This window comes from Kitasatospora sp. NPDC096147 (genome assembly GCF_044763225.1).
Classification (GTDB): Bacteria; Actinomycetota; Actinomycetes; order Streptomycetales; family Streptomycetaceae; genus Kitasatospora.
In genome coordinates this window covers 1-13,438 of sequence record NZ_JBIWFX010000013.1, presented here as the reverse complement: position 1 = coordinate 13,438, position 13,438 = coordinate 1, and the positions used below count along the sequence as shown (strand labels likewise).

Below are 13,438 nucleotides of genomic sequence, written 5' to 3'. Positions count from 1 at the left end.
CGGATCGGTCGGGGCGGATCGGGGCGGGCGGATCGGGACGGCAGGGTCGGACCCTGCGGGCCGCGATCCGGGCGGGCGGCGATCCGGGGAGGGCACCGGGTCGGCCCGGCGCCCTCCCTGACGTCGCGTCACATGCGGAAGACGCCGTACGGCCGGGCCGGAGCGAGCGGGGCGTTGGCGCACGCGGTCAGTGCCAGGCCGAGCGCGGTCCGGGTGTCCAGCGGGTCGATCACGCCGTCGTCCCACAGCCGCGCGGTGGAGTAGTAGGCGTTGCCCTGCCGCTCGTACTGCTCGCGGACCGGCCGCTTGAACTCCTCCTCGGCCTCGCCGGGCCACTCCTCGCCCTGGGCCTCCAACTGGTCGCGGCGCACCGTCGCGAGCACCGAGGCCGCCTGCTCACCGCCCATCACCGAGATCTTGGCGTTCGGCCACATCCAGAGGAAGCGGGGGGAGTAGGCCCGGCCGCACATCGAGTAGTTCCCGGCGCCGTACGAGCCGCCGATCACCACCGTCAGCTTGGGCACCCGGGTGCAGGCCACGGCGGTGACCATCTTGGCGCCGTGCTTGGCGATGCCGCCGGCCTCGTACTGGCGCCCGACCATGAAGCCGGTGATGTTCTGCAGGAAGAGCAGCGGGATGCCGCGCTGGTCGCAGAGCTCGATGAAGTGCGCGCCCTTGAGGGCGGATTCGGCGAACAGCACGCCGTTGTTGGCGACGATGCCGACCGGGTGGCCGTGGATCCGGGCGAAGCCGGTGACCAGGGTGGCTCCGTACTCCGCCTTGAACTCGGCGAACCGGCTGCCGTCCACCAGCCGGGCGATCACCTCGCGGACGTCGTACGGCGTGCGCGGGTCCACCGCCACCGCGCCGTACAGCCCGGCCGGGTCGAGCGCGGGGGCTTCGACCGGGGCGAGCGGCCAGGGCTTGGCGGCGCGCGGGGCGAGGCCGGAGACGATGGTCCGGACGATGGCCAGGGCGTGCGCGTCGTCCTCGGCCAGATGGTCCGTCACGCCCGAGGTGCGGGAGTGCAGTTCGCCGCCGCCCAGCTCCTCGGCGGTGACCACCTCACCGGTGGCCGCCTTCACCAGCGGCGGGCCGCCGAGGAAGATGGTGCCCTGGTTCCGGACGATCACGGCCTGGTCGCTCATCGCCGGGACGTACGCGCCGCCGGCCGTGCAGGAGCCGAGCACGGCGGCGATCTGCGGGATGCCGGCGGCCGACAGCCGGGCCTGGTTGTAGAAGATCCGGCCGAAGTGGTCGCGGTCCGGGAAGACCTCGTCCTGCATCGGCAGGAAGGCGCCGCCGGAGTCCACCAGGTAGAGGCAGGGCAGCTGGTTCTCCAGCGCCACCTCCTGGGCCCGGAGGTGCTTCTTCACCGTCATCGGGTAGTAGGTGCCGCCCTTGACGGTGGCGTCGTTGGCGACCACCACCACCTCGCGCCCGGCCACCCGGCCGATCCCGGCGATCACGCCGGCCGCCGGGGCGGCGCCGTCGTAGAGGCCGTCCGCCGCGAGTGGGGCCAGCTCCAGGAAGGGGGAGCCCGGGTCGAGCAGGGTGTCCACCCGGTCGCGCGGCAGCAGCTTGCCGCGTGCGGTGTGCCGGGCACGGGCCTTGGCGCCGCCGCCCTCGGCGGCCGTGCCGAGCTTCGTCCGCAGCTCGGCCACCAAGGCCCGGTGCGCGGCGACGTTCGCCCGGTAGGCGGCGGAGCCCGGATCGGCCGCGCTCTCCAGCCGTGGCGCGGGCGCGGCGGCCGGATCGAACGCCGGCAGTGCGCTGCCGGCCGGACCGGCGTGCGGTCCGGCAGTAGAGAGGACCATCCCCAGAGCTCCCTTGCCCTCGGAGAGCGGACGGGCCGGGCCGACGGTACGGGTGGCCGGGACCCGGAGCCGCCCCAAGTTAATGAGCGTTAACTCCCGCCCTCAGGTTAACCATCGATAACCCCACTGTCTACGATGGGTGTCATGTCGAAGGTCCCCGTAGCCCCCGCCGTCCCGCGCCGGGACCAGATCCGCCGCGAGGCGGCCCGGCTGTTCGCCGCCCGGGGCTTCCTCGGTGTCGGGGTGGACGAGATCGGCAAGGCGGTGGGCATCAGCGGCCCCGCGCTCTACCGGCACTTCTCCGGCAAGGACGCGATGCTCGCCGACCTCCTGATCGGCATCAGCGAGCGACTGCTGGAGGAGGGACGGCGCCGAGCGGGTGAGGCCGGTACGCCGGACGGCGCACTGGACGCCCTGATCGACGGCCACGTCGAGTTCGCGCTGGACGACCGCGACCTGATCACCCTGCACGACCGTGAGCTGCTGCACCTCAAGGAGGAGGACCGCCGCAAGGTCCGCCGGCTCCAGCGCTCCTACGTCGAGCTCTGGGTCGACGCCGTCCGCCAGGCCCACCCGGCGCTGGCCGAGCCCGCTGCCGAGCCGACCGCCCGCACGGTGGTCCACGCGGTCTTCGGCCTGCTCAACTCCACCCCGCACAGCGCCGACCGCACCGGCCTGTCCCGCGCCGCCACCGCCGCCCTGCTGCGTGGCCTGGCCCAGGGCGCCTTCAGCGCCGCCGCCGAGCAGTCCGCCCGCTGAGCCGGTCCGCCTGAGGATCCGCTCCGCCCGCCGGCCCGGTCCGCCTGAGGATCCGCTCCGTCGGCTGATCCGGTCCGGTCCGGTGCGCTCCGGCCCGGCGGGTCCTCCAGGGCGGCGGTCCGCCCACCGGCCTAGGTCCAACGGCGGTCCGCACGGAGTACGTCCGACCGGTCCGCCGGGTCGCGCCGGGAAGTGATGCTGGTCGGACCGGGAAGCAGCCCGGTGGCGGGGCTGTTCGCATCGAGGGGCCCGTCGGATAAGCACTGGGGGGCGAGCGATGAAATGGTTAGTATCCCTAAATATGCGTGAGACTCACGGATCTGCATCCGAAGACCGGACCGCCGGCTGGCTCCGCCGCCTGGCCGGCTACAGCTGGCGTCACCGCCGGGGCGTGCTGCTCGCGTTCGGCGCCTCGCTGGTCGGCATGGCCGTCACCTCCACCATCCCGCTGATCACCAAGGTGATCATCGACGACGTGATCACCACGCACAGCCGCCCGCTCACCCCCTGGGCGGTCGCGCTGCTGGTGGCCGCCGCCGTCGTCTTCCTCTGCACCCAGGTCCGCCGGTACTTCGGCGGCCAGCTCGCCATCGACGTCCAGCACGACATGCGGTCCGACCTGTTCCGCTCGCTCACCCGCCTCGACGGGCGGCGGCAGGACGAGCTGGACACCGGTCAGGTGGTCGGCCGGGCCACCTCCGACCTCCAGCTCGTGGTCGGGCTGCTCTTCATGCTGCCGATGATGACCGGGAACGTGCTGATGTTCGGCATGTCACTGGGCGTCATGCTCTGGCTCTCCCCGCCGCTCACCCTGATCGCCCTGCTGATGGGCCCGGCCCTCTGGTGGACGGCGACGCTCAGCCGCAAGCGGCTGTTCCCCGCGACCTGGGCCGCACAGCAGGAGGCCGCCGCAGTGGCCGGGGTGGTGGACGGCGCGGTCGGCGGCGTCCGGGTGGTCAAGGGCTTCGGCCAGGAGGCCCAGGAGCGGGCCAAGCTGGAGGCCGCCTCCGGCCGGTTGTTCGCCGCCCGGCTGCGCTCCATCCGGCTGAGTGCCCGTTACAACCCGGCGATGCAGGCCGTGCCCGCCCTCGGCCAGGTCGCGGTGCTGGCGCTCGGCGGCTGGCTGGCCGTCAGGGGTCAGATCAGCCTCGGCACCTTCGTCGCCTTCTCCACCTACCTGGCCCAGCTCACCGGCCCGGTCCGGATGCTCACCATGGTGATCACCGTCGGCCAGCAGGCCCGGGCCGGCGTGGAGCGCGTGCTCGAACTGGTCGACCTGCGCCCGAAGGTCCAGCAGGCCGCGGATGCCCTCGACCTCACCGCGCTGCCGCGTTCGGTGGGCGCTCCCGCGATCGAGTTCGACCGGGTCGACTTCTCCTACGGTGATCTGACGAGCCGTCCGGCGAGCGATCCGACCGACGGTGCGACGAGCGCTGCGACGAGCGCTCAGGCTGCCGACCGGACCGCTGACCGGACCGGTGAGGGCAGCGGCCACGTGCTGCGCGGCCTGAGCTTCCGGTTGGCCGAGGGCGAGACGCTCGCCCTGGTCGGCGCCTCCGGGTCCGGCAAGTCCACCGTGGCGCAGTTGGTGCCGCGCTTCTACGACCCCGCGTCGGGCGCGGTCCGGCTCTACGGGCACGACGTCCGCGAGCTCACCCTGGACTCCGTCCGGGCCACCGTCGGCATCGTCCCGGAGGACAGCTTCCTGTTCTCCGACAGCGTCCGGGCCAACATCGCCTACGGCCGCCCCGACGCCACCGACGAGCAGGTCGAGGCCGCCGCCCGGGCCGCCCAGGCCGACGGCTTCATCCGCGAGCTGCCCGAGGGCTACGCGACCAAGGTCGGCGAGCAGGGCCTCACCCTCTCCGGCGGCCAGCGGCAGCGGATCGCGCTGGCCCGGGCCATCCTCACCGATCCGGCGGTGCTGCTGCTGGACGACGCGACCTCGGCGGTGGACCCGCAGGTCGAGGCCGAGATCCACCGGGCACTGCACGGTGTCACGGCCGGCCGGACCACCCTGCTGATCGCGCACCGCCGCTCCACCCTCCAACTCGCCGACCGGATCGCGGTGCTGGACCGGGGCGGACTGGTCGACATCGGCACGCACGACGAGCTGGACGCCCGATGTCCGCTCTACCGGGCCCTGATCAGCAATCCCGACGAGATCCTCGACGCGCCCCCGGCCGAGCCGGTCGCATCGACCGCACCGCTCGCCGCGGCTGCTCCGCCCCCGCCGCCTTCGGCGACGGCCGGGCCGACCGATGCCCCCACGACCGATGCCCCCACGACCGGGAAGCCCTCCCGGAAGGACGCCCAGCAGGCCGGCAAGAAGGCCGACGACAAGGCGGAGCTGCTGGCCAAGGTGGCCGCGCTGCCGCCCGCCACCGACACCCCGGCGATCCCGGTCGAGCAGGCCGAGGCCGGTGACCCGGACTTCAACCTGCGCCGGATGCTGGCCCCGTTCCGCCTCCCGCTGCTGATCGCCCTGCTGCTGGTCGCCCTGGACGCGGCGGCCGGGCTCAGCCTGCCGATCCTGATCCGGCACGGCATCGACGACGGCGTCAGCAAGGCCGCGATGTCCGGAGTGGCGGTCGCCTCGCTCGCCGCGCTGGTCATCGTGCTGCTCGACTGGCTGGTGCAGAGCACCGAGACCAGGGTCAGCGGACGGACCGGCGAGCGGATGCTCTACGGCCTGCGGCTGAAGATCTTCGCCCACCTCAACCGGCTCGGCCTGGACTACTACGAGCGCGAGCTGTCCGGCCGGATCATGACCCGGATGACCACCGACGTCGACTCGATCAGCTCCTTCCTGCAGACCGGTGTGGTGACCGCCGTGGTCAGCCTGCTGACCTTCTTCGGCATCTTCGCCGCGCTGCTGGTGATCGACCCGGGCCTGGCCCTGGTGGTGTTCGCCGTGCTGCCGCTGCTGGCGGTGGCGACCTGGATCTTCCGCCGCAAGTCCAGCAGCCAGTACCAGCTCTCCCGCGAGCTGATCAGCACCGTCAACGCCGAGCTCCAGGAGAACGTCGCGGGCATGCGGATCGTCCAGGCGTTCCGCCGGCAGACCGTCAACACCCAGCGGTTCGAGGCCAGCGGGCTCGCCTACCGCAACTCCCGCAACCGCGCCCAGTTCTACATCTCCCTCTACTTCCCGTTCGTCCAGTTCCTCTCCGGCACGGCCGCCGCGCTGGTGCTGATCGTCGGCGCGGCCCGGGTCGACTCGGGCACCCTGACGATCGGCGCGCTGGTCGCCTACCTGCTCTACATCGACCTGTTCTTCGCCCCGGTCAACCAGCTCTCGCAGATCTTCGACGGCTACCAGCAGGCCGCCGTCGGCCTCGGCCGGATCCGTGAACTGCTGCGCACCCCCACCAGCACTCCCGACGCCGAGCATCCGCTACCGGTCGGCAAGCTGCGCGGCGAGATCACCTTCCAGGACGTCAGTTTCGGCTACCGGAGCGCCGACGAGACCCGGCCGGACGTGCTCAGCGGCATCGACCTGCACGTCCCGGCCGGGCAGACCGTCGCCCTGGTCGGCGAGACCGGTGCCGGCAAGTCCACCCTGGTCAAGCTGGTGGCGCGGTTCTACGACGTGACCGGCGGCCGGGTGCTGGTGGACGGGACCGACGTCGCCGCGTACGACCTGGCCCAGTACCGGCACCGGCTCGGTGTGGTGCCGCAGGAGGCGTACCTGTTCGCCGGCACGGTCCGCGAGGCCATCGCGTACGGGCGGCCGGAGGCGGGCGAGGCCGAGGTGGAGGCGGCGGCCCGGGCGGTCGGCGCGCACGAGATGATCACCGGCCTGTCCGGTGGCTACGAGCACCAGGTCACCTCCCGGGGGCGCAACCTCTCGGCCGGCCAGCGCCAGCTGATCGCCCTGGCCCGGGCCGAGCTGGTCGACCCGGACGTGCTGTTGCTGGACGAGGCCACCGCCGCGCTCGACCTGGCCACCGAGGCCGCCGTCAACCGCGCCGCCGACCGGCTGGCCGGTGGCCGCACCACCCTGGTCATCGCCCACCGCCTGACCACCGCCGAGCGGGCCGACCGGGTGGTGGTGCTGGACCACGGCCGGGTGGTGGAGGACGGCACCCACGACGCGCTGCTCGCCCTCGACGGTGCCTACGCCCGCCTGTGGCGCGCGTTCATCGCCGAGCACCACGAGAAGGAACGGGTGTAGCAGCCGCCAGGTGACGTCCCGCCCCGGGGGTCGTTCGATCACGGAGCGATCTCGGGCGGGACGCAACTGTGCAGCCTGCGGGTTGCGGGACGGTTCTGACGGGCCGTCACCCGGGGGCGGGCTGGTAGACAGGGCGGGCGACCGCGCGAGAGGCCGGGAGCACCACCCCGGTCCGCCCTGGTCGAGAGGCCATGCCCATGGTTCCGCGCGCCCGCGCGGCACGGCTCAGCACCGTGCGCCCCGCGCCCGCCGATGTCGCGTCCGCCGACGTCGCACCCGGCGACGTCGCTTCCCGCGCTCCCCGCAGCGCCGCCCTCGCGCTGGTGGCGCTGTTCTCGGCCGGGTACCTGCCCGCCTACCTGCTGCCGACCGTGGTCGGCCGGTTGGTCGCCTCGTTCGGGCTGACCGTGCCTCAGGCCGGGTCGGTGGGCAGCGCCCTGCTGCTCGCCTCGGCCTCGGCCGGGCTGGCGCTGGCCGGCCGGGTGCGGCGGTACGGGCCGGTCCGGCTGGCCCGGGGCGCGATCGGGCTGCTCGCGGTCGGCGGCACGCTCGCCGCCCTCTCCACCCACCTGCCGCAGCTGCTGGTCGGCTGCCTGCTCACCGGCCTCGGCGCGGGTACCGCGACGGCCGTGGCCGCCACCGGCATCGCCGCCACTGCCGACCCGCAGCGCGGCTCGGCCCTGGGCCTGCTCACCACCTCCTCGGTGGCCGGGGTGCTCTTCCTGGCCCTGCCCCGGCTCGGGGCCGGGCACGGGTGGCCGTTCGCTGCGGTCGCGGGCTGGGCGCTGCTGGCCGGTCTGACGACGGGTCGGCTGACGGTCGGTCCGACGGCGGCTGCCGGCCTGTCGGCTGCGGGCCCAGCGGCGGTCGGCACCGGCGGAGGGGGTCTGCCCAGGAAGGCGGCCGGCTGCGTGCTGGCCGGTGGGTTGCTGCTCTGGTCGATGGGTCAGAACGCGCTCTGGGGCATCAGCGGCCAGATCGGCACCGCCCGGGTCGGCCTGGACGAGCGGACGCTCGGCCTGGTCTTCGCCGCCGCCCTCGGCGGCGGGCTGCTCGGGGTGGCGGTGGCGAGCGCGGTGGGCCCGCGCTTCGGCCGGGCGCTGCCGATCGGGGCGGGCACGGCGGTGATCGCGCTGTGCATGGTGCTGGCGGGCGGTGCCGGGTCGGTCCTGCCCTTCGCGGTCGGCGAGGTGCTCTGGAACACCTGCTACCCGCTGGTGCTCAGTCACCTGATCGCCGTGGCCGCCGGGTTGGACCCGGCCGGACGCTGGGCCGTGCTGGCCGGTGCCGGCTCCTCGCTCGGCGTGGCGGCCGGCCCGCTGACCGGCGCCGTGCTGGCCTCCGCCGTCGGCTACCCGGGCACGGGCCTGGCCCTCGGCGCCCTGCTCGCCACGGTGGCCGTCCCCCTGGTCCTGATCGCCCGCCGCCGGGCGACGGCCCCGACGGTCCGGGTGTTCGTGCCGGCCCAGCGGACGGCGGCAGCGCAGCACCGGGTCACCGTCCCCCGCTGACCAGCCGCCCGAAGGGCCGTCAGGGGCGCGGGGAACCGCCCGAGTCGGGAGCCGGCCACTCGGCTGCCAGGCACGGTGCGGTCCTCCGGGGCGAGCGCCCGCACCCGGCACCCCGGCCCGGGGCCTGCGACTCCTCGCCCTCCTGGGACGTCACCGATCTCCGCCCCGGCTCCGGCGTCGTGCTCCTCCTTGGACCTCAGCCCCCCGTCCGCGAGAGCAACGCCGTGAGCAGCCGCCCCAGGTCCGCCCCGCGCGGCAGCTCGCTCACCTGACCGTCCCCGACCTCCACCACCCGCCAGGAACCGTCCGCCGCCGACTGCGCCAGGTCGGTGGTGACGAAGCGGCATCCCAGCGACCGCACCAGCCACTGCACCCCGCCGAGCTCCGGCCGGACCACCGCGTCCGGCCGGTCCGGGTGCGGGCCGACCAGCACCGGATCGCCGTCCAGCCACCACACCCGGGCCTCCACCGCCCGCCCGTCCGGGCCCTGCCGGTACTCCTCGAACCGCCGCAGCACCACACCCCCGGCCAGGAACTCCCCCTGGAGCTCCACGAACCGCCGCACCACCCTGGCCAACCCCGCCGTGTCGGCCAACTCCGGCACGTAGCACGCCTGGTCCCACTCGTCCTTGCGGGACTTCACGTAGTCCTTCACCACGGCCGGCCCGCGCCCGCCCAGCCGCTGCGCCGCCTCCGCGAGCGCTCCGTCCTCCACCACCGCACCGGGCAGCCAGACGCTCTCCGGCGTCGAACCCTCGAACACCGGGTACCAGCCCGGCAGTTCGTGGGCGTCGGCGTAGGAGGCTCCGCCGGTGAGCAGGGGCCGCCCGCGCGCGGCGAGGGTCTCGGCCAGCTCCGCGTACCGGGCCGTCGGGATCATCCACCCCCGGTACCAGAGCGGTCCGCCACCCGCCGGGACCCCTCGGACGGCCGCCCGGACATCCCCGGCCAGCAGTGCGTCGTGGTCCAGGAGGACGCTTCCGCCGCCGAGTTCGGTGACCCGGCGGGCCTCCAGCAGGAAGTGCGGGTCGGGGCGCCGGGGCGTCAGCGGATCGACGGGGAAGAGGATCATTCGCCCAGGGTAGGGGCGGGGGAGTGCCGCGCACCGGAAATGCCGTTGGGCCCGGCCGGAGGGGTCTGCCAGGGTGACCGGATGCGAACCCCACGACGCGCGGCGCGGACCGCCGTACTGGAGCCCGGCGGGTCGGTCTTCCTGCTCCGTTCGGACAACAGCGAGGTCGGCGTCCACTGGAACCTGCCGGGCGGTGGCATCGAGGACGGCGAGTCCCCGACCACCGGAGCCCGGCGTGAGCTCTGGGAGGAGACCGGCTGGACCGACCTGGCCCCCGGCCCGCTGCTCTGCACCTGGGAGCACGACTTCACCTGGCACGGCATCCCGGTCCGCCAGCACGAGCACATCTACCTGAGCCGGGGCCCCCGGCGCGGCACGGTCGGCGACGTCAGCGCCGTGCACACCGCCGACCGCATCCTGGACTCCCGCTGGTGGACCCCTGAGGACCTGGCCGACCCGGCGGCCGATCCGCTCTGGCCCCCGCAACTGCCCGAGCTGCTGGCTGCCGTCCGCGAGGACTGGCTGGCCGGCCGGGGCACCGTGATCCCGGTCGAGCTCGGCTACGTGCCCAACCGCTGAGCCGGGCCCGGCAGCTGACGGACCGACCGCGCCGACCGCCCCTACCGCCCGGACCGCCCCGACCGAAAGTCCCTGGCCCCGGGCCGAGGCCGCGGCTAGCCTGGGCGGCATGAAGCTTCAGCCGTGCCTCACCTGGTGGCCGTCCTAGGACGGCCACCCCGCACGCATGACCGCAGGGCCGTCCGCGAGGGCGGCCCTGCGGCGTGTCCGCACGCGGCGGCTCCCGGCGGACGGTCCCGACCCACCGTCACCCCCCAGGAGCCACCGATGCAGACCACCGCCCCCGCAACCGCCACCACCGCACACCTCACCTTCGACGAGGTCCGCCGCCACCCCGAGGGCCACCGCATCCTCACCGGCGACCGCCCCACCGGCCCGCTCCACCTCGGCCACTACTTCGGCACCCTGAAGAACCGGGTCGACCTCCAGGCCTCCGGCGTGGAACTCCTCCTGGTGGTCGCCGACTACCAGACCCTCACCGACCGGGACCGGGCCGACCGCCCGGCCGAGGCCGCCGAGGACCTGGTGCTGGACTACCTCGCGGCGGGCGTCGACCCGGATCGCGCCACGATCTTCACCCACAGCTCCGTCCCCGCCCTGAACCAGCTGCTGCTCCCCTTCCTCAGCCTGGTCAGCGTCGCCGAACTCAGCCGCAACCCCACCGTCAAGGACGAGATCGCGCACTCCAGCCAGGCGGCCGTCAGCGGCCTGATGTTCACCTACCCCGTGCACCAGGCCGCCGACATCCTGTTCTGCAAGGCCACCCTGGTCCCGGTCGGCCGCGACCAGCTCCCGCACCTGGAGACCACCCGCACCATCGCCCGCCGCTTCAACGAGCGCTACGCCACCGAGCTCTTCCCCGAGCCCCGCCCGCTGCTCTCCGACACCCCACTGCTCGTCGGCACCGACGGCGGCAAGATGAGCAAGAGCCGGGGCAACGCCATCCCGCTCGGCGCCACCGAGGACCAGACCGCCAAGCTCATTCGGGGTGCCACCACCGACGCCTCGCGTCACATCGACTACGACCCCGAGGCCCGCCCGGGCGTCTCCGGCCTGCTCCGGCTGGCCGCCCTCTGCCAGGACCGCGACCCGGCCGCGATCGCCGCCGAGATCGGCGACGGCGGCGCCGCCGCGCTCAAGGGGCACGTGACCGAGGCGGTCAACGAGTACCTCCGCCCGATCCGCGCCCGCCGTGCCGAACTCGCCCGGGACCGAACCCTGCTGCGTACCGTCCTCGCCGACGGCGCCGATCGGGCCAACGCGATCGCCGACGCCACCCTGGCCGAGGTCCGCCACGCGATGGGCATGCGGTAGGACTGGGAGGGACCGCGCGGTACCGGCCGGGCACCCGTCCGGCCGGCACCGGGCCTGCGCCGCCGAGGGGTACCTGACGATGTCTCAGCCGATCACCACCGCTCCGTCCACCATGCCCACCACACCCGCCGCCGTGCACGCGGCCGGCCCGTCGCCGCGCCGGGGCCGCCGCCTGGTGCCCGGTGACCGGGTCGCCCTGGTGGCCACCAGCGGACCGCTCGAAGCCGAGCAGATCACGGCGGGCACCGCGATCCTCCGCTCCTGGGGTCTGGAGGTCGTCCCCGGCGCGCACCACCGGGACAACCACCTCGGCTACCTGGCCGGCACCGACGCCGACCGTGCCGCCGACTTCCAGCAGGCGTGGCTGGACCCCACCATCGCGGCCGTCATCTGTGCCCGGGGCGGCTACGGCGTCCAGCGGATGGTCGACCTGCTCGACTGGGACGCACTGCGCGCCGCACCGGCGAAGGCCCTGGTCGGGTTCAGCGACATCACCGTCCTGCACGAGGCGATCGCCCAGCGCCTCGGCGTCCCCACCCTCTACGGCCCGCTCGGCACCGGCGCCACCTTCATCGCCGACCCGCCCACCGCCGAGCACCTGCGGCGCACCCTCTTCGAGCCGCAGACCACCCTGGTGGTCGGCGGCACCGGCACCCCCCTCGTGCCCGGTACCGCCCGGGGCATCACGGCGGGCGGTTGCGCCGCCCTGCTCGCCGCCGAACGCGGCACCCCCACCGCGCGTCCGTCCTTCGCGGGCACCCTCCTGCTGCTGGAGGACGTCGGCGAGCACCCGTACCAGCTCGACCGCATCCTCACCCAGCTGCTCCGCAGCGGCGCCCTGGACGGGGTGGCCGGGATCGCCCTCGGATCCTGGGAGGACTGCGGCCCGCTCGACCAGGTCCGCGCCACCATGGCGGACCGGCTCGCCCCGCTCGGCGTCCCGGTGGTCTGGGAGTTCGGCTTCGGCCACTGCCCCTCCACCCTGACCGTGCCGCTCGGCCTGCCCGCCACCCTCGACGCCGACGCGGGCACCCTCACCTTCGACGTGCCGGTTCTCACCGCGCACCCGGCTGAGTAGGGTGCGCCCCATGCCGCTGGAATCCCCTCGTCCTTCTTCCTCCCCCTCCTCCGCCGGCCCGGTCACGGAGTCCGTGACCGCAGCGGAGCTGGTCGACCTCGCGGCCCGCCTCCTCAACGGCCGCACCGTCCACAAGGGCCGCTCGATCCTCGGCCTCACCGGCCCGCCCGGCGCCGGCAAGTCCACCCTCGCCCTGCACCTGGTCACCGAGATCGACCGCGCCCACGGCCCCGGCACCGCCGCCTACCTGCCCCTGGACGGCTTCCACCTCGCCAACGCCCAGCTCGACCGCCTGGGCCTGCGCCACCGGAAGGGCTCCCCGCCGAGCTTCGACGCTCACGGCTACGTCGCCCTGCTGCGCCGAGCCCATGCCGAACGCTTCACCGAGGTGTACGCCCCCGGTTTCGACCGCACCCTCGACGAGCCGGTGGCCGGCCGCCATGCCATCCACCCCCACACCCGCCTGGTGATCACCGAGGGCAACTACCTCGCCAACACCGACACCCCGTGGGCGGCAGTCCGCTCCCTGCTCCACGAGCTCTGGTACCTCTCCACCCCGGCCGCTGTGCGCGATGAGCGCCTGATGCACCGTCATGTGAGCGGAGGCCGCACCCCGGAGGCCGCCCGTGCGTGGATCGACGGCAACGACGGACCCAACGGCGCGTACGTGGAGGAGGCACTCGCCATGTGCACGCGGGCCTTCGAGGTGGGACGTTTGCCTTCGGTCGGAGACGGGCGTACAGTTCTCTAGTCGCTCGGCAGGGAGCACCGGACACGCGTTCTGTGTGGACGGTCCCGGGGCGGCCAATCCTTGGAACACCTCTTCTGATTCAGTGCTGCCTCGTGCTCTTTTGCGGGGTGGGTCTATTCGGCGTGGGCGTTTATATGGATTGCGGCTGGATTCGCTTTTCGGAGCGGGGATCGGCTAAGGTTTGAAACGTCGGACAGGCCGTCAGGTCGCAGAAGACGCAAGCGAGTTGGATGAACGAAGCGCCGGAAACGGAGCGGAAAACATCTGGTAAGCTAAGAACACGAAAGAACGAAGCGCCCGGAGGGCCTGCCGGAAGGCAGACCGAAGGAAGCCACCGTTCCTTGAGAACTCAACAGCGTGCCAAAAGTCAACGCCAGATA

At 73.8% G+C, this 13,438-nt stretch carries 9 protein-coding genes; 7 read left to right on the top strand and 2 right to left on the bottom strand.

The genetic code is table 11. The features are described from left to right. Positions 1-128: 128 nt before the first annotated feature. Entirely contained in the window at positions 129-1,817 is a 1,689-nt protein-coding gene (locus tag ACIRBX_RS30260; protein WP_402301753.1) for a carboxyl transferase domain-containing protein, read from the bottom strand. A gap of 135 nt (positions 1,818-1,952) precedes the next feature. On the opposite strand from ACIRBX_RS30260, the gene ACIRBX_RS30255 reads away from it, so the two are divergent. From ACIRBX_RS30255 to ACIRBX_RS30245, 3 genes are all read left to right on the top strand, one after another. Continuing rightward, positions 1,953-2,576 carry a TetR/AcrR family transcriptional regulator gene (locus ACIRBX_RS30255; protein ID WP_402301751.1) on the top strand — a complete coding sequence of 208 codons (624 nt, stop codon included), beginning with the start codon at positions 1,953-1,955 and terminating at the stop codon, positions 2,574-2,576. 301 nt (positions 2,577-2,877) lie between these two features. Next, entirely contained in the window at positions 2,878-6,753 is a 3,876-nt protein-coding gene (locus ACIRBX_RS30250) for an ABC transporter ATP-binding protein (RefSeq protein WP_402301749.1), read from the top strand. Between the two features lie 197 nt (positions 6,754-6,950). Further along, a complete protein-coding gene (locus ACIRBX_RS30245; RefSeq protein ID WP_402301747.1) occupies positions 6,951-8,264 on the top strand; it encodes an MFS transporter in 1,314 nt (437 codons plus the stop codon). 196 nt (positions 8,265-8,460) lie between these two features. On the opposite strand, the gene ACIRBX_RS30240 is transcribed toward ACIRBX_RS30245, so the two are convergent. Further along, positions 8,461-9,336 (bottom strand): ATP-grasp domain-containing protein, encoded by an 876-nt coding sequence (locus ACIRBX_RS30240; protein WP_402301745.1) that lies wholly within the window; start codon positions 9,334-9,336, stop codon positions 8,461-8,463. Positions 9,337-9,417: 81 nt separating this feature from the next. Here ACIRBX_RS30240 and ACIRBX_RS30235 point away from each other — a divergent pair, with 81 nt between their 5' ends. The 4 genes from ACIRBX_RS30235 to ACIRBX_RS30220 all read left to right on the top strand — a co-directional run bounded on the left by ACIRBX_RS30235 (position 9,418) and on the right by ACIRBX_RS30220 (position 13,058). Next, positions 9,418-9,915, top strand: a complete 498-nt coding sequence (locus ACIRBX_RS30235; RefSeq protein ID WP_402301742.1) for an NUDIX hydrolase — start codon at positions 9,418-9,420, stop codon at positions 9,913-9,915. Between the two features lie 267 nt (positions 9,916-10,182). After that, positions 10,183-11,229, top strand: coding sequence for a tryptophan--tRNA ligase (trpS, locus tag ACIRBX_RS30230; protein WP_402301739.1), 1,047 nt, complete (start codon positions 10,183-10,185; stop codon positions 11,227-11,229). A 112-nt stretch (positions 11,230-11,341) separates the two neighbouring features. After that, positions 11,342-12,307 (top strand): LD-carboxypeptidase, encoded by a 966-nt coding sequence (locus tag ACIRBX_RS30225; protein ID WP_402302077.1) that lies wholly within the window; start codon positions 11,342-11,344, stop codon positions 12,305-12,307. Positions 12,308-12,380: 73 nt separating this feature from the next. Further along, on the top strand, positions 12,381-13,058 hold the full coding sequence (locus tag ACIRBX_RS30220) for a nucleoside/nucleotide kinase family protein (RefSeq protein WP_402301737.1): 678 nt from the start codon (positions 12,381-12,383) through the stop codon (positions 13,056-13,058). Positions 13,059-13,438 lie beyond the last annotated feature (380 nt).

What these genes read in the sequence shown, in the direction of transcription:
- ACIRBX_RS30250 (WP_402301749.1), top strand. Translation starts at nt 2,878, where the DNA reads ATGCGTGAGACTCACGGATCTGCATCCGAAGACCGGACCGCCGGCTGG.
- ACIRBX_RS30255 (WP_402301751.1), top strand. Translation starts at nt 1,953, where the DNA reads ATGGGTGTCATGTCGAAGGTCCCCGTAGCCCCCGCCGTCCCGCGCCGG.
- ACIRBX_RS30225 (WP_402302077.1), top strand. Translation starts at nt 11,342, where the DNA reads ATGCCCACCACACCCGCCGCCGTGCACGCGGCCGGCCCGTCGCCGCGC.
- ACIRBX_RS30245 (WP_402301747.1), top strand. Translation starts at nt 6,951, where the DNA reads ATGGTTCCGCGCGCCCGCGCGGCACGGCTCAGCACCGTGCGCCCCGCG.
- ACIRBX_RS30260 (WP_402301753.1), bottom strand. Translation starts at nt 1,817, where the DNA reads ATGGTCCTCTCTACTGCCGGACCGCACGCCGGTCCGGCCGGCAGCGCA.
- trpS (WP_402301739.1), top strand. Translation starts at nt 10,183, where the DNA reads ATGCAGACCACCGCCCCCGCAACCGCCACCACCGCACACCTCACCTTC.
- ACIRBX_RS30235 (WP_402301742.1), top strand. Translation starts at nt 9,418, where the DNA reads ATGCGAACCCCACGACGCGCGGCGCGGACCGCCGTACTGGAGCCCGGC.
- ACIRBX_RS30240 (WP_402301745.1), bottom strand. Translation starts at nt 9,336, where the DNA reads ATGATCCTCTTCCCCGTCGATCCGCTGACGCCCCGGCGCCCCGACCCG.